Annotated in this window: 15 protein-coding genes and 1 riboswitch; of the genes, 4 read left to right on the forward strand and 11 right to left on the reverse strand. The window is 62.7% G+C overall.

Annotated elements, in window-relative coordinates; translation table 11 throughout:
- Nucleotides 1-50 precede the first annotated feature (50 nt).
- The 3 genes from B2994_RS04790 (at nt 51) to B2994_RS04800 (ending at nt 2,285) form a co-directional block, all read left to right on the forward strand.
- Complete coding sequence (locus B2994_RS04790) at nt 51-332, forward strand: HU family DNA-binding protein (RefSeq protein WP_291527234.1); 282 nt, start codon at nt 51-53, stop codon at nt 330-332.
- Nucleotides 333-666: 334 nt separating this feature from the next.
- Complete coding sequence (locus B2994_RS04795; protein WP_291527235.1) at nt 667-1,062, forward strand: VOC family protein; 396 nt, start codon at nt 667-669, stop codon at nt 1,060-1,062.
- A 29-nt stretch (nt 1,063-1,091) separates the two neighbouring features.
- Nucleotides 1,092-2,285 (forward strand): MFS transporter, encoded by a 1,194-nt coding sequence (locus B2994_RS04800; protein ID WP_291527236.1) that lies wholly within the window; start codon nt 1,092-1,094, stop codon nt 2,283-2,285.
- A gap of 84 nt (nt 2,286-2,369) precedes the next feature.
- Here the strand turns inward: B2994_RS04800 and pafA are convergent, their stop codons facing one another.
- The 6 genes from pafA to B2994_RS04830 all read right to left on the reverse strand — a co-directional run bounded on the left by pafA (nt 2,370) and on the right by B2994_RS04830 (nt 9,058).
- On the reverse strand, nt 2,370-3,857 hold the full coding sequence (gene pafA, locus B2994_RS04805) for a Pup--protein ligase (RefSeq protein ID WP_291527237.1): 1,488 nt from the start codon (nt 3,855-3,857) through the stop codon (nt 2,370-2,372).
- Nucleotides 3,857-4,048: a ubiquitin-like protein Pup gene (locus B2994_RS04810; protein ID WP_291527238.1), complete on the reverse strand. Its 192-nt coding sequence runs from the start codon at nt 4,046-4,048 to the stop codon at nt 3,857-3,859. The genes pafA and B2994_RS04810 overlap by 1 nt, the downstream gene beginning before the upstream one ends.
- Before the next feature lie 89 nt (nt 4,049-4,137).
- Nucleotides 4,138-4,977, reverse strand: coding sequence for an inositol monophosphatase family protein (locus B2994_RS04815; protein WP_291527239.1), 840 nt, complete (start codon nt 4,975-4,977; stop codon nt 4,138-4,140).
- 157 nt (nt 4,978-5,134) lie between these two features.
- Nucleotides 5,135-6,700: a depupylase/deamidase Dop gene (gene dop / locus B2994_RS04820; RefSeq protein ID WP_291527240.1), complete on the reverse strand. Its 1,566-nt coding sequence runs from the start codon at nt 6,698-6,700 to the stop codon at nt 5,135-5,137.
- 59 nt (nt 6,701-6,759) lie between these two features.
- Complete coding sequence (arc, locus tag B2994_RS04825; RefSeq protein ID WP_291527241.1) at nt 6,760-8,352, reverse strand: proteasome ATPase; 1,593 nt, start codon at nt 8,350-8,352, stop codon at nt 6,760-6,762.
- A gap of 31 nt (nt 8,353-8,383) precedes the next feature.
- Nucleotides 8,384-9,058 carry a DedA family protein gene (locus tag B2994_RS04830; RefSeq protein WP_291527242.1) on the reverse strand — a complete coding sequence of 225 codons (675 nt, stop codon included), beginning with the start codon at nt 9,056-9,058 and terminating at the stop codon, nt 8,384-8,386.
- A gap of 37 nt (nt 9,059-9,095) precedes the next feature.
- On the opposite strand from B2994_RS04830, the gene serB reads away from it, so the two are divergent.
- Nucleotides 9,096-9,800 (forward strand): phosphoserine phosphatase SerB, encoded by a 705-nt coding sequence (gene serB, locus B2994_RS04835; protein WP_291527243.1) that lies wholly within the window; start codon nt 9,096-9,098, stop codon nt 9,798-9,800.
- A 62-nt stretch (nt 9,801-9,862) separates the two neighbouring features.
- Here the strand turns inward: serB and fmt are convergent, their stop codons facing one another.
- The 5 genes from fmt to rpoZ all read right to left on the reverse strand — a co-directional run bounded on the left by fmt (nt 9,863) and on the right by rpoZ (nt 15,917).
- Entirely contained in the window at nt 9,863-10,852 is a 990-nt protein-coding gene (fmt, locus tag B2994_RS04840; protein ID WP_291527244.1) for a methionyl-tRNA formyltransferase, read from the reverse strand.
- Between the two features lie 51 nt (nt 10,853-10,903).
- Nucleotides 10,904-11,611 carry an HAD family hydrolase gene (locus B2994_RS04845; protein WP_291527245.1) on the reverse strand — a complete coding sequence of 236 codons (708 nt, stop codon included), beginning with the start codon at nt 11,609-11,611 and terminating at the stop codon, nt 10,904-10,906.
- Nucleotides 11,612-11,708: 97 nt separating this feature from the next.
- The gene (locus B2994_RS04850; protein WP_291527246.1) at nt 11,709-14,027 is read right to left on the reverse strand and encodes a primosomal protein N'; all 2,319 of its coding nucleotides are present in this window, start codon (nt 14,025-14,027) and stop codon (nt 11,709-11,711) included.
- Between the two features lie 134 nt (nt 14,028-14,161).
- Nucleotides 14,162-15,382, reverse strand: a complete 1,221-nt coding sequence (gene metK / locus B2994_RS04855; protein ID WP_291527247.1) for a methionine adenosyltransferase — start codon at nt 15,380-15,382, stop codon at nt 14,162-14,164.
- Nucleotides 15,378-15,453: riboswitch (SAM riboswitch) on the reverse strand. It overlaps the preceding gene by 5 nt.
- A 179-nt stretch (nt 15,454-15,632) precedes the next feature.
- Nucleotides 15,633-15,917, reverse strand: a complete 285-nt coding sequence (gene rpoZ / locus B2994_RS04860) for a DNA-directed RNA polymerase subunit omega (protein WP_291527248.1) — start codon at nt 15,915-15,917, stop codon at nt 15,633-15,635.
- Between the last annotated feature and the right edge of the window lie 58 nt (nt 15,918-15,975).

The raw sequence follows: 15,975 nt of genomic DNA on the forward strand, positions 1-15,975 counted from the left end.
ATGGGTTCTCACGCTAATGAGGGAGCCCCCGACAGAAGGAATGCTTAACCATGGCATACAACAAGTCTGATCTGGTTTCCAAGATCGCTCAGAAGTCCAACCTGACCAAGGCCCAGGCCGAAGCCGCCGTGAACGCCTTCCAGGACGTCTTCGTCGAGGCGCTGCAGTCCGGCGAAGGATTGAAGCTCACTGGCCTGTTCTCCGCGGAGCGCGTCAAGCGCGCAGCCCGCACCGGCCGCAACCCGCGCACCGGCGAGACCATCAAGATCCCGGCTTCCTACGGCGTTCGCATCACCGCCGGCTCCCTGCTCAAGAAGGCCGTCGTCAAGTAAGCGCTTATGCGTATGGCGAAAGGGGTCGCGACAACAACGTCGTGGCCCCTTTCGCCATAGTTGCGGCATGCCCTCCCCTTCCTCCCCCGGACGCGATCGACTCGGCAAGACGACGATAATCGAGCGGGGGTGCCCCCCTTACGGACGTGACTGGCGACGTCACACGGTGCCGCGCTAGCCTCCATCGAGCCCTATTGTGGCAAACATCACAACTTTCGACGCTTACATGCGGCAAGAAACGACTGTCCACGATGGAAAAAGATTATTTTTGAAACGGCTAGGGAGCGAATATACACGTCCCTTAGCCGGACATCACATTCATAGGGAGGAAAACATGGCAATTCAAGACGATATTACAGGTGTACAGCACGTCGGCATTCCCTCCAAGGATCTCAACGTCACGCTCGATTACTATAAGAAGCTCGGGTTCAAGCAATTCGGCCCGTTCCCCTTTGACGAGGGGCGCAAACAGTGCGCATTCCTTCGGTTCGGGAATCTGACCATCGAAACCTGGACCGGCGACCCGGCGCCAATGCAGAACGGCGCCATCAATCACGTGGCGCTCAACACCCCTGACATCGAGAAAACCTTCGAAGATGCCAAGGCGATGGGCCTTGAACTCGTCGAGGGCTCGATCCAGTCCATCCCGACGTTCTGGGACAACGGCATCAAATACTTCAATGTGCTTGGCCCCAACCACGAAACCATCGAATTCTGCCAGATTCTCTGATCCGGAAGCAATCGAGTCTAAGGGGAAGTATGTCTGATACGACAACTGATACCAAGATATTCACCAAGCAGTCCGTCGGCATCCTGATGCTGTCGCTGCTGACCATGGCCACGGGCATCGTCTCGCCCGCGGCAAACGCGATCCGTGAATCGTTCCCGGAGATTTCACAGACCATGGCCGATCAGGTCGCATCCATTCCGTCGTTCGCGATGGCGGTGTTCATTGTGGTGTCGAGCTGGATCGTACGTAAGGTCGGCACCAAGAAAACAGTGCTCATCGGCCTGTGGATGGTCATCATTTCCACTGTGCTCTCGCTCGTCGCATGGAACATCTGGGTACTGCTCGGCGCTCGTCTACTGCTCGGCGCCGGCTTGGGAACCTACAACTCCCTGGCGGTAAGCCTCATCACCGTTTCATACCAAGGCGATCGGCAATCCAGGCTGCTCGGATGGCAAAACGCCTTCCAGGGCATTGGCGCGACGGTCGGTTCGATTCTTGTCTCGCTGCTGCTGCTCCTCAACTGGCATGCCGTATTCGCGATTTATCTGGTTGCCGTGCTTGTGCTGATTTTCTACCAGGCTCATGTGCCCGACATCCCGCTCGCCGGCGACACGGCGGAAACCGCGGATTCGAACGCCCCCACCACTACAAATTGGTGGGTTGTGGCCGGCAGCGGCGTCATGACGTTCGTGCTGATGACCTCATACATGGTCAGCGTCGTCAAGCTGCCCGAATACCTTAAGGTGTACGATATCGCCAACGCCTCGGTAAGCTCCCTGCTGATCGGCGCCATCAACTTCGTCGTCATCATCGCGGGCATCGCATACGGTCGCGTTTTTGCGGCATTGCGCTATCACACCATCACGCTGGCAACGGCGCTTATGGCGGTAGCCTATCTGCTGCTGGCACTGAGCCCGAGCCTGGTTTCCGCAGTGGTCAGCTGTGTCCTTATCGGCTTCGCATTCGGATTCTTCGTGCCATGGACCTTTGGCGCGGCCAGCAACGCAACGAGTGCGGCCAATTCCGACAATGTCACCAAGGTTATGATGGTGCTGAACAATCTGGCTAATTTCCTCGCGCCATTTACGGTGATCGCACTGTTGATGGGTCATGCGGCGAATAGCCTGACCACGGTATTCCTCAATGGATTCATCGTGCTGGTGGTTGTCCTGGTCATCGTAGTGGCACTTGCCTTCGTCAATGCGGCACGGTCAAGGAAGTAATTCCCCCAATGCCGGAAAATCCGGTCTTCGGAACCCCATCGGATCCGGAGACCGGATTTTTTATGCCCTTGCGGCCCTCATGACCTAGCCGAGCGCCGCCATCACCCTAAGATAGTCGGGTGTGGGGCGGGCGTTGAACGGGTCGAGCAGCTCGCAATCCTCACGCACCGGATGACCCAGCGTCACATGGGTCCAATCGCACGACCACTGAGCCCCCGATGCAAGCGCCGCGGCGACGAACGCCCCTCGCAAGGCGGCGCGCGTATTGGACGGCGGCGTGGCCATCGCCTGCGCGATCGCGTCCTCGCCCAGCAGAGTGCGCATCGCGCCATGTCGTCGCAACGACTCGACGACGGTTCCGTTGGCGATATCGTGGTAGTTGAGATCAAGCTGCATCAGACGGGCGGCGTCAAGTTGGGGATGCCGGCGGCGCATGGCCTCGATGAAACGCCGTTTGGCGGCCCAATCCACCCAGGTCGACAGCCGTTCCCACTGCCCGCTTTCCACGGTGTCCAGCGCCTGCTTCCACAATTCCAGCACCTGAGCGGCATCCGGAAGAATGCCGTCCATGGCATCGGCGTGACCGGCAACGAACCGTTGCGCCGCATTGAGATACACGCGCTGAATATCCAGCGCGCTGTATTCCCGGCGCACCGGGACGTCTTCGGACAGGGCGAGCTTTGCTTTTCCCGTCATATCGCGACTCACCGTTTTGATCGCCTGTCCCGGATCGGCCAGCGCACATGACGCAAACGGCGACATACCACCCGAACGCTGGTGCTCTTCGATCACGCACAGCACCAGATGCGTGGTGGCGAGTTTCATCCATGTAGCCACCTGAGACCGGTTGGAGTCTCCGACGATCACATGCAGACGACGAAATCGGTCCGCGTCGGCGTGGGGTTCGTCCCGCGTGTTCACCATGGGCCGCGACCGCGTGGTGGCACTGGAAACCGCGTCATCAAGAAAATCCGCCCGCTGAGTGAGCTGGAAGGCGCCCTGCTCGTCAATCCTGCCGGCCCCGCAGAACAGCGGGCGGGTGACGAGAAATGGAATGAGCTCGCGCTCGATGGTTTTCAACGACACCGAGCGACGGACCAAATAGTTCTCATGGCACCCGAATGAATGGCCTTCGGAGTCGACGTTGTTCTTGAACACATGCACGGCGGCCTGCTCGCCATAAAGCCGTCTGAGCCGCTGTTGGGCGTCTCGGGCGAGGCTGGCCATCACCCGTTCCCCGGCCATGTCCTGCAGCAATGCCGTCATGGGGTCGCGGGCCTCGGCCGTGGCGTACTCGGGGTGCGATCCCACATCAAGGTACAGCCGCGCCCCATTGGACAGGTACGTGTTGGTGGAACGGGCCTGGGACACGACCGGCTGGAACATCATCATCGCCACCTGACCGGCGTCGCATGGCTTGTCGGTACCGGTCACCGACACGCCATATTCGGTTTCTATGCCGAAAATGCGTGAATAGTCATGATCATGCTCATGGGAGGTGGCCGATGCGCCCGACTTGTCGCCGGCGACTTCCACGGAATCGGAGGCACGCTCCACCCGCAACTGGGGCATCACTCGCCGCCCTTTTGCACAAAGCGGTTCACGTACTCCTCCGCATTGGTTTCCAACGTGGATTCGATATCGTCAAGCACCGCATCGAGATCGTCAAACTGATCGTCCGTCTGCTTGTCGACGCGCTCGACCCGCGTCTGCTCAGCCTCGACGCGATCGCTATGCTGCCGCGATTCCTGCTGCTGTGGCATATCGTCCCTCTCTTTCTGCGCATACTTGCGCGCATGGTGGCAATTCCATTCCCCGGCCTGCGCAAACTGCCGACCAGGCACGACTCACATCACTGCTTGGGCATGAGATATTGCTGCAAATCGTCGATGATCAGACCATTGGAGGCGACCACGTCATTGTCCTTGTTCCAATGAATGTCATCGCCGTTCCACTGGCTCAGGCGACCCTGGGCCTCCCATACGACCACGGCGCCGGCCGCGACGGCGGGAATGTCCCATGAATGCAGCATCGGTTCGAAATACGCATCGTATGTGCCGTCGGCGACCTTGCACAGGTCCAGCGAGGCGGGCCCCACACGCTTCACATCGGCGGGTTTGCCGGCAATCGCCGACACGGTTTTCAGCGCGCGTTCGGATTCCCTGGGAAAATACGACATGCCAAAGCTCACCACGGAGTCATCCAGCGTGGGGGTGATGGAGGGAACCACCTTCTCGCGCTTCTCCCCGATCGGGGTGTTGCGAATGCGAATCGCGCCATTGCCGCGCGCCGCCACATAGGTCAGCCCCAGCGCGGGGGCATGCACCACGCCGACGATCGGCTTGGCCTCACCGTGCTCGTCCACCTCGAACAGCGAAATGGTCACGGTCCACTCGGACATGTTACGCATGTAGTTGATCACGCCATCGATATGCCCCACGCACCAATACCGGCCACCGGGCTTGAGATGGCCGGATTCGTCCTCCCAGAATCCGTCGAATGGCTCGACATTCGCCAGGCGATTGCGGACGAAGCGAATCAGCAGATCGTCCACATCCGAAGTGAACTGCCTGCGGCTGCGCGGGATGGACACCATCTTGAGATCGTGGGGATTGACCTGCTCCTGCAGGGCATGCTTGCCGGCTTCAACGGCCGCGTCCACCGCCCTCAACGCCAATGTACGACATTCCATACTTGCTCCATGTCCTTTTGCTGATTGCCGATAATGAGCTATGCTGCGTCATCCGTGCCGAGATCCCCTGATGACCTCGGCCTCTTTTATGCCTGTATCGTATCCGTCGTCATACCCACGGCAGATTGTACCTTCTTCCGTGCAACGCGCCAAGTAATCAGCTCAGGGATTTCAACAATTCCACGGCTGACGACGAGCGCGACAGGGCGTCTGCGCAGGCGTCCCGGCCGAACGCGCACGGATCGGCCATATCAAGGCTCAGGCTGTCCGATCCGCCCGCCCGCACCGTCAGATGAGTCCATGAAACGGCGATCGTCTCCTCCGGGAACCGCCGCACCAGCTGTCCACGCAACCAGGCGCGTGTATCGACGGGCGGCTCGCCGACCGCATGGTCCACTGCCGCCGCATCGAGCACATGCTCGCTGCGTGGCTCCATCCTGGCCCAGACGGAGGTGCGGGGGTCGAGCGCGGCCCATCCCAAATCCACCGCCTTCAGCTTCGGACTCGACCAATCCAAGCCCGCCTTGCGCCGCAGACGCTCCAGCAGCTGCCACTTCGCCAGCCATTCCACCCGGGATGCCTCGGCGCTCATCGCCATACGCTCGGTGTCATCGGCATGCCGGATGGCCGCCACGTCGGCGAGCGCCTGCCCCCACATCGCCATCACGGATGTGGTCGAGCGGTCGGGCCATACCGGTTCGCCGGTGGTGTCGGTGCCGTACACCACCGCGGCGGCCGCATACACGGCGGCGCGCAGACGAACCTGCATCATCCACGCGGTGGCGGTTCCGCCAGCCTGCAGTTCAAGTGGCTTGGACAGCGTCAGGTCATGGGACACCGTGTGCATGGCCTCCACCGGATCGGCAAGTTCAAGGGATGACAGCAGCGCCCCCATGTCGACCCCGCCCTCGTCGGCATGTTCCAGCAGCCACAGCAGCATGCTGGTAACGCCAAGCTTCAGCACTTGGGGAACTTCCATGCGGTTGGCGTCGCCGACGATCACATGCAGGCGCCGCCACGATTCGGATTCGGCATGCGGCTCGTCGCGCGTGTTGACGATCGGACGGTCGAAGGTGGTTTGCAATCCGAGCTTGGCATGGATGTAGTCTGCGCGCTGACTGAGTTGGAAGCCGTCGCCTTCGCTGTGTTCGCCCAATCCGACGCGGCCGGAACCGGCATAGATCTGGCGCGAGACAAAATGCGGGATCATCAGGGCGGCCACGGTGTCGAACGGCACGTCGCGACGCATCAGATAATTCTCGTGCGTGCCCCAGCTGGCTCCCTTGCCGTCCACGTTATTGCGGTGCAGCACAATGCGGCATCCGGCCGTCTCGCTCGCCCGCCGCGCGGCCGCCTGCATCATCACGTCGCCGGCATGGTCCCACGCCACCGCATCGAAGGGGTCCCGGGTTTCCGGCGCGGAGTACTCCGGATGGGCGTGATCCACGTAAATGCGCGCGCCGTTGGAGGCAAGCACGTTCGTGATCTGCAGCTGCGGGGAGTCCGTCAGCATGTCCGGCCGCGCGGAGGCGCGGTTCAGCCGATGTCCCCTCATGTCGTTCACCGGATCCTCCTGCCGATAGTCCCATCGAATATGGCGGGTGCGCGGGGCGGAGGCGCCGTCAACCACGTCGAAGGAGAGTCTGACCGGGTTGTATCGATCCTGTCCCACAGCCGAAACCGCATATTCGGTTTCGGTGCCCATCACACGCCGTACGCTCATTGCGTTCCTTCCTCACTGCTGTTCGTGGCTGTCGCCGCGGTCTTCGGAAACCGGGTCGCCTACCGTTTCGACGTTGGCTTCGACGTTGGTTCGATGCGCACCACGCGGCCGTTCTCCAACCCGGTGATGCGGGACCATTGGGCTGGATCCGTGGTGCAGATGGCATCGGAGGTCTCGCGGAACTCCTCCTCGACGGCACGGCCGAACAGACCCGCGTCAAGCGCCACGTCGCTTCCGGACTCGATGGACGCCTTGACGGCCTTCGTCTTCGCCCGATCGACGATGTTCTTCAGGGTCGCGCCGGAGATCACATCGGAGAAGTACACCGACGACCAGTCGCCGTTCTCGCTCTGCACGTCGCAGACATGACGTCGATCCTCGCGAGCGAAGACATCCCGCACAATCAGCGACACCAATGCGCCGGCGTTCAGCAACGGCGCCAGAGGCAACGACGACGTGATGTAATGGCGCAGAATCGACCCGGCCTGCGTCTCGTCGGGCCGATCGATGCGGATCTTGACGTCCAGCCGTCCCGGCCTCAGCACCGCCGGATCGATCATGTCCACACGATTCGACGCGCCGATCACCATCACGTTGTCAAGGCTTTCCACGCCATCGAGCTCGGCGAGGAACTGCGGCACAATGGTGGTTTCCACATCCGAGGAGACCCCCGAGCCCCGGGTGCGCAGCAGCGAGTCCATCTCGTCGATGAACACGATCACCGGCCGCCCGTCCGCCGCGCGTTCCCGGGCGCGATCGAAGATCATGCGGATCAGTCGTTCGGACTCGCCCACATACTTGTTGAGCAGTTCCGGACCCTTCACCGACAGGAACACGCCGTCCACTCCGGGCGTGGCGTCCGACAGGCTGTGGGCCACGGCCTTGGCGATCATGGTTTTGCCGTTGCCGGGAGGACCGTACAGCAGTATGCCCTTGGGCGGCCGCAAATCGAACCGGCGGAACAATTGGCGGTGACGGAACGGCAATTGCACCGCGTCGCGAATGCGTTCGATCTGATCGTCGAGCCCGCCGATGTCGTCAAAGGTGACGTCTGGAGCCTCCTCGAGCACCAGATCGGCGTCCTCTTCGGACGGCAGCGACTCCAAGGCGATCATGCCATTGAGGTCCACCACCACCTTGTCTCCGCGCTTCACCGAAGCGGTGGCCAACGCGGAGGACCGCCGCACCACACTGATGGTTCCCGACGGATCGCGGACGGCCAGTCTGGCGGGGTCCAGCACCTGATCGACCAGACGAATCGGACCGGTGAAAGGCATGTCCCGCGCCTCGACCAACACCATCGACTCGTTCAGCAGCACCGTCTGGCCGCATGCCAACCGCGCGGCGTTGACATTCGGGGCGATCGGCACCACCATATGCCGCGCCCCGTTGATCACCTCGGCGCTGGCGTGCTGCACGCCGTCGTCATCCACCGTCACCTGATCGACTTTCACCATAATGGCAAAGGTCTTCGGGGGCCGCGCAAGCTGGGCGAGCTGCGTTTTCGCCTTGCCGAGCTCCTGACTGGCCCTGGTCAGCGCATTCGCCAACGCATGGTTCTTCTCGCGCAGACGATCGAGCTGTTGGGCCAACTCCTCCCGAGATGCGGATCGCCGGTCGTCATCATCGGGATTCGCCGCGCTGGTATCCATACGATTGTCCTTTCCGCTCGTTCCGATCGTCTCACTCCCCCGCACCGGGTTTCGGCCCATCGGCGCGGGCAGTCACCACAGTACGCACTTTGCGCGCAACCCACAGCACAATGACCACAATTACGGCAGCGATTACCAGATCCTCGAACGCATCGAGCGCCCCCTGGATCGAGCACCACCGCTCACCGAGCCCGTAGCCCACGGAAATCAGCACGGTGTTCCAGACGGCGGATCCAAGGAACGTCCATCCGGTGAACCGCCAGAAATCCATGCCGTTGAACCCCGCGGGAATGGAGATCAGCGAACGCACCACGGGAATCACGCGCCCAATGAGCACCGACCATGTGCCGTATCGGGTGAACCATGCGTCCGCCCTGGCGATGTCGCGACGGCTCACTCCGGGGATTTTGTCGGCGGCCCGCCGGATGCGGCGCAATCCCACCCAGCGCGATATGCCATACAACAGCCACGCGCCGGCCAGCGAGCCGATGGTCGCCCAGGCAATCGCCGAAGCCAACCCGAATGCGCCACGGGACGCGGTGAAACCGGCTAACGGCAGAATCACTTCGGAGGGAATGGGTGGAAACACGGATTCCAGCGCAATGGCGACCCCCACCCCCAAGCCGCCGACTCGCTCCATCAGCCATACCAGCCAATCGGTGATGGCCGCGATCAGTCCCGTTCCAGTCGTGCAAAGTTCATGCATTAGGCCATTGTCCCAAGGTTTTTCGACAATCATGGGTATGTCTGCAGAAATCTCACAGCCTTTTGACGAGTGCCAACCCCAAACGAACGAAACAGCCCCCACGCTCAGCCGACCCGGACTGTTGGTGATGGATGTCGATTCCACGCTGATCGACGAAGAGGTTATAGACGAATTGGGCGTGATTGCGGGCCGTGGGGAGCAGGTCACCGCGATCACCACGCGCGCGATGAACGGCGAACTGGATTTCCTTGAGGCTCTGAGCGCCCGGGTCGGGCTGCTGAGGGGCCTGCCCTCCACGGTGTTCGACCAGGTGTATGAGCACCTGCATTTCACCCGAGGGGCATTGGAGCTCATCGGCGTTCTGCACCGTCACGGATGGAAGGTCGGCGTGGTGTCCGGCGGGTTCCACGAGATTGTCGACAAGCTGGTCGCCGACGCCGGCATCGACTTCGCGCTGGCGAATCGCCTGGGCGTCGACGGCAACGGCCTGCTCACCGGCGAGCTGAATGGCGAGATCGTCACGAAGGCGACCAAATCGCAGGCATTGCACGATTGGGCCGAACGCATCGGGGTACCGCATGAGCAGACTGTGGCCATGGGAGATGGAGCCAACGACATCCCAATGATTATGGAGGCGGGTCTCGGCGTCGCGTTCTGCGCCAAACCCGCCACGCAGGCCGCGGCCCCACATGCCATCAACCAACGCGACTTGTCGCTGCTGCTGCGATTGCTGCGCGCCTAGCGACGGTTTGTCCGGCGTCATTGGGAACGCCGGACAAACCGTCGTCGTATCGGGCTCATCGTCTAATCGACATAGGCGTCGGCGGCCAGACGTGCTCCGCGGGCCCAATCCGCGGCGCGCATGGCCTTTTTGCCCTGTGCCTTGACCTGAAGCAGCTCGAGCGGGTCGGACAGCGTGCCGACCCATACGTTCTTTTTGCCTGCACGCAATTCGCCCGGCTTCAGCTCGCCGGCGTCGGGCGCGTTCGGCGTCGAGGCGTCAGCCGGACGCGCCTCAAGCACGTGAAGCGTCGTCGGCCGGCCACAGTCGCCATCGGCATCGCGACCCTCGCTATGCAACAGACACCACGCCCCGGGATTCGGCGTGCAGGCGCGGATCTGACGGTCGGCGGCGAACACCGGCACGTCAAAGCGGATATGGGCGTCTTCCACACGAATCTTGGCGGCCACTTCAAACGCGCCGGGCTGCTGCTCGATCGGGGAGACACTCCCCTCCGCCAGCGCCTCCAGCGAGGCGGCCAGCACATGCGATCCGTCTTCGGCCAGCCGTGCCAGCAATTCGCCGCTGGTTTCGTGCGCACCGATCTCCACGGTGGATTGCGCGAGAATCGGACCGGCGTCCATATCGCGCGTGATGCGGAATACCGTCGCACCGGTAAGCGTGTCGCCGGCCCAGATGGCCCGTTGGACGGGTGCCGCGCCACGCCACTGCGGCAGCAGGGAAAAATGCAGGTTGTACCAGCCAAGCGGCAATGCGTCGAGCACCGGCTGCTTCAGGATCTTGCCATACGCCACCACGGCGGCGGCCTCGGCGCCGGTGGCGGCCAATTCTTCAAGAAATCCTGGGGCGGCCGGATCCGACTCGAGCACGGGGATGCCGAGCTTCAGCGCGGCCTGCTTGACGGGATTCGCCACCAGTTTGCGGCCGCGCCCGGTCGGCGCGTCCGGGCGGGTCAGCACGGCAACGACCTCGAAATGCCTGGAGTCCTCCGCAAGCAGCTTCAACGAGGGGACTGCGACTTCCGGGGATCCTGCGAACAACACTTTCAACATATCGTCCATCATAGGGCATCCCGGGGCACCTCATTCCCTACGAACCGGCGGCTACTTCACGGCGGGGACGTTCACTCCCGCGTCAATGAGCAGCGCACGCAACTTATAGGGGTCGGTGAACTTCACACCGCGGATTCCCGCCGAATTGGCGCCCACGATATTCATCGCCTTGTCGTCCACGAACACCGCCCCATCCGCGGCAATGCCGAACTTCGACAGGGCGTACTCGTAGATATCGGTGTGTGGCTTGCGCAGCCCGACCAGGCCGGACACCACCTTGCCGTCCAGCGAATGCAGGATCGGATACCCGGACCAGGCGATGGGAAACAGTTCCGAAGCCCAATTCGACAGTCCCCACACGCCGACGCCCGCCGCCTTGAGATCTTCGATCAGCTTGCGGGCGCCGGGAACGGCGCCGCCCAGCGAATCCACGAAATTCGCATCATAATAGCGAATCATCTCCGCGGCGCGTTCGCCTCGATTCGCCAACACCCAGGCCTCCGCCTCGGCGCAACTCGTTCCTCCGTCCATCAGATCCGACGCGGAATACAGGCCGGAATTGGCGTCATCGAGGAACCATTCGATGCTGTCGCGCGAATACCGGCCCACCATGGCGTTGCCGGGATCCCAAAACACCAGCACATTGCCGAAGTCGAATATCACATCGGTGATCGCCTTGCCGGCATGAGCGGCGGCATTGCCCTCCGCGACCAGCACATCAGATTCCATTTGCGGTTCTCCGGGCCATCCCTTTGCCATTGTCATGTTCCTTTCCGCCATCGGCACCTGGTCACATCTGCATTGTCCCGCCATCCGCCGACGTGACACCGCAGGTTCCGCGGTGCCGCGCACCATCTCAGATCAGGTCCTTGGGATCAAGTTGAAAGCGCAACTCCCCCGGAGTCCGAGTCGCCACATGCTTCGCCACAGCCGAGCGAAGACGCGACGCCAATTCCTCTCGTCGCGGCAACGGCACACGGACCACGGCTTTGACCCGATCGCGGGTCTCCTCAAGTTCGCGCGCGTTCATGGTGGCCGGTTGAGCGATCGGCACCGGACCAAGCACCGAAGGCTGCACCTCCGATCCGCCATTCGCATCCGGGACCGCAACTTCGGCCCATTCGCCGTCGAGCACGCCGACTTGCCGCAGCGCCCAGGCCACAGCGTCGCGACGCCCCCATACGCACGCCGCGGCAACCACCGGAGGCAAACCGGTCTGTTGGCGTTCAAGCAGCTCCTGAGCCGCCAAACACGGCGAATTCCATTCGACGAGGGACCGGGCGAGCACCGGATCGGTCTGGCCCAGCAGCAGGGCCTGGCCTCCAAGCGTGCGGGGCTTGCACAACGCCACCGCACGCATCCACGCCGTCAGCGTATCGGTCCGCGCGTCCACCCCCAGCGCGTACAGGCTGGTCCACGCATCGAGGATCGCCACGGCCTGGTATCCCGTCTGCAATGCCGCGGCGTCATCGCTCCCCGCCTCGGAACGCCCGGTCGGGCGCACCCGCGGTTCGCAGCCCGGAGTCGCGATCACCAGCTGCGGACGGTCGGCGATCGATTCGACGACTCCCCTCGGCTGATGGGGCGACGACACCACAAACGGCACGCCGCGGAACAGCCCCTGCAGCTCGACCGCGGTTCCTGCCGCACCGACGTGAACCACGCTCATTCGACCACCCCGGCAGTGCGGACAACGCCATCCGACGGCAGCCGCCCCGCACCAGCGGCAACGAGGCGCCGCGCTCCGACCGCTCGAAGCGTCCGAAGCGGGCCCGCCGGGTCCGCCGGTCCCACCGTCGGGACGATACGCCCCTCTCGGCAATTCCAGAGGTCCCGTACATCGCGGACAGCGGGCCTGCCGATGACATTTCGCGCAGCTCAGTGTTTCGCTTACGCCCTCAGCCGGTATGGACAGCAGCACCGGCCCGGATTCCAGGGCCTTGCCCAGTACCCTCACCGCGGTGTGCGGCACCCTCACGCCCGCTGTGGGATCGCCCAAACGCACTAGTTCCTCGCGGTTCAGCCAACGGCACCAGGGCGAGCGCTCCTTGGCCACGGTCGGCAACGCATGCACGAAGGTCGCACGGGACGCCTGGCTGATGGGGCTGCGCGCATGACCCAGGGCGACGAACACGCCGCCATGGTTCCTCGCCCGCAACCGCAGCACGCCGCGCGCCTGAGGATACGGCATGAACCCGTCCGCGTTCTGATAGGCCACATCGTCGACGATGGCGAACAGCGCGCTGCCCGACACCGGCGCATACATGGCCGCCCGAGTACCGATGACGCAGCGAACCTGTCCGCCGGCCACCGCCAGATAGGCGCGATATCGTTCGGCCGGCGATATCGCGCTGGCCGCGGACAAAACCACATAATCGCCGGACCAGCCTCCATGTGCCGCCTCACTGGGGGCGAAACGCCGCAATCCGGCGGTTCGCAGCACTTCGTCGACATCGGAGACATGTCGCATATCAGGCAGCACCATCACCACCGATTTTCCAACGAGCAGGGCGTCCATCATCATCCAGACCGCATCCCGGGCCCATGTCAGCGTCCCGGGAAGACTGTCGACCACCACTTCGGCAAAGCCGTGTCCCTCCAACGACGCCCGCCACGCCGAGGCCTGGTCATACGATGCGACGATGCGCTTCCATTCGTCGTCCGCCGAGGCCCGCAGCCGTTCCCCCGCATGCGACGCCACGGAGCCGACAGTCCCCTCGCCGCCGGCAGCCAGAGCCTGCTCCGTCTCCACGCGCGCCACGCGCGGGGGAATGGCGAAGCGAAGGATATTGGCGCGGGTACCGCCATAGTAGTCGGCTATCGAGGCGATATCCCGGCGCATCTGCTCCCCCACCACCACAATCGGGCTCAATACCCGTTCCAGGTAGCGCAGCGACGACAGGGGCGTCGGACTTGACTCGGTCCGCGACCAAATCACGCCATTGAGCAATTGGCCGCCGAAGCGCACGCGCACCTGCACGCCGGGCCTGGCGTCCCCATCCATGGCGCTCGGCACCAGATAGTCGAAGCTTCTTCCCAGATGCGTCGCCTGCACGTCAAGCACCACCTGCGCGATCGGATTCGACGCCGCCGCGGTGCGGCGCGCAGACGCACGACGGCGTTTGCGAGGCGCGAACCCGTCAAGCGTCAATTGCTGCGCATGCTGTGTACTCATCGTCCCCCAGCATAAAACAAAACCGGGCGCCATGGCGTATACAACCCCACAGCGCCCGGCGAACCATCCGCCGCCGCCAGCCGCCCGCACGGGATGCCGGCAGATGCCGAACGGTCAGAATCCGGCTTGGCCAATCAGCCCTCGGCGATCGCCGCCTTGAGCTCATCGACCTTATTGGTCGCCTCCCAGGTGAAATCCGGATCATTGCGGCCAAAATGACCATAGGCTGCGGTCTTCTTGTAGATCGGCCGTTTGAGGTCAAGTTCGTCGATGATCGCGGCCGGGCGCAGATCGAACACCTTGCGCACGGCGGCGGCGATCTGGCCGCGGGTCACGCCTTCTTCCGTGCCGAAGGTCTCCACGTTCACCGACACCGGGTCCGCCACGCCAATGGCGTACGCGACCTGCACCTCGACCTTGTGCGCCAGCCCGGCGGCGACGATGTTCTTGGCCACCCAACGGGTTGCATAGGCCGCGGAACGGTCGACCTTGCTCGGATCCTTGCCCGAGAACGCGCCGCCGCCATGATGCGCGGCGCCGCCGTAGGTGTCGACGATGATCTTGCGACCGGTGAGTCCGGCATCCGCCGCCGGTCCGCCGAGAACGAACGACCCGGTCGGGTTCACCAACTGGCGATACCCCTGATGTTCGATCCTGTCGCCCAGCACCTCATCAAGCACGGGGTCGATCACATGCTCCTTCAACTGCGCTTCAAGCCACTCATGGGTCGCTTCGGGATCATGCTGCGTGGAGATCAGCACGGTTTCGACCTTCACCGGGTGATCGTGCTCATCGTATTCGATCGTGACCTGCGTTTTGCCGTCCGGACGCAGATGCGGCACGATGCCTTCCTTGCGCACCTGGGCCAGACGATAGGCGAGCTTATGCGCCAGGTAGATCGGCAACGGCATCAGCGCCTCGGTTTCGTCCGTGGCATAGCCGAACATCACGCCCTGGTCGCCGGCGCCCTGCGCCTCATACCGTTCCTCGCGCGTTGCGGCGGACTCCTGCCTGGAATCCAGGCGGGCCACACCTTGATTGATTTCCGCGCTCTGTCCGGTAATCGCCACCATCACGCCACAGGAGTCGGCGTCCAATCCCACCTGGGAGCTGGTGTAGCCGATCTCATGAAGCACTTCACGCACTTTGGCCTGCACATCGCAATAGCCGGCCGAGGTCACCTCGCCGAACACCAGGAACACGCCGGTGGCCGCCGAAGTCTCGACGGCGACATGCGATTGCGGATCCTGGCTGAGCAAGTCGTCAAGAATGGAATCGGAAATAAGGTCGCACACCTTATCGGGGTGGCCTTCAGTAACGGATTCGGCCGAAATAAGCCGTTTTTCTTCAGTCATATCATCCCTTTCCGGACTTATCGCCCCGCCGGTGCCCCACATGGGCGGATGCGGCGAAGCACAATGATACGTGGTTGTTCTGTTATCAGGACCGAGACGCATGCCTGAGCATGCCAAGAGGCCCGCATCAGGCCAAGTGACCAAATGCGAGCCTCTTGTTCCGTTCGTTCCTGTCTGCCAGTTGTAGTCGCTGACGATGCGAACGGCAAGCGTGTCGTTGACATTCCACGCGATTCGCCGATTGGCGAAATCAGTTGCCTTCGTTGACGTCGTCCTCGCCAAGGGTTTCCTCGAGCAGACCGTCGTTGATCTCGCGGAACGCGATGGAAAGCGGCTTCTCCTGATTCTGATATTCAACCAGCGGGCCAACGTTCTGCAGCAGACCCTCATTCAGCTGAGTGAAGTAGGAGTTGATCTGACGGGCGCGCTTGGCTGCGAAAATGGCAAGAGCGTACTTCGAATCGGCATGCTCCATAAGATCGTCAATAGGCGGATTCGCCAGACCGGTCGGGGTTGGTTCGGTACCGAAAGCCATGGATTACGTCTCCTCAAATGTGTGTCGGCTGATATACAGCCTCTTCAACCTTCAGGAT

Source organism: Bifidobacterium sp. UBA744 (assembly GCA_002298605.1).
In the GTDB taxonomy this organism is placed as follows: Bacteria; Actinomycetota; Actinomycetes; order Actinomycetales; family Bifidobacteriaceae; genus Bifidobacterium.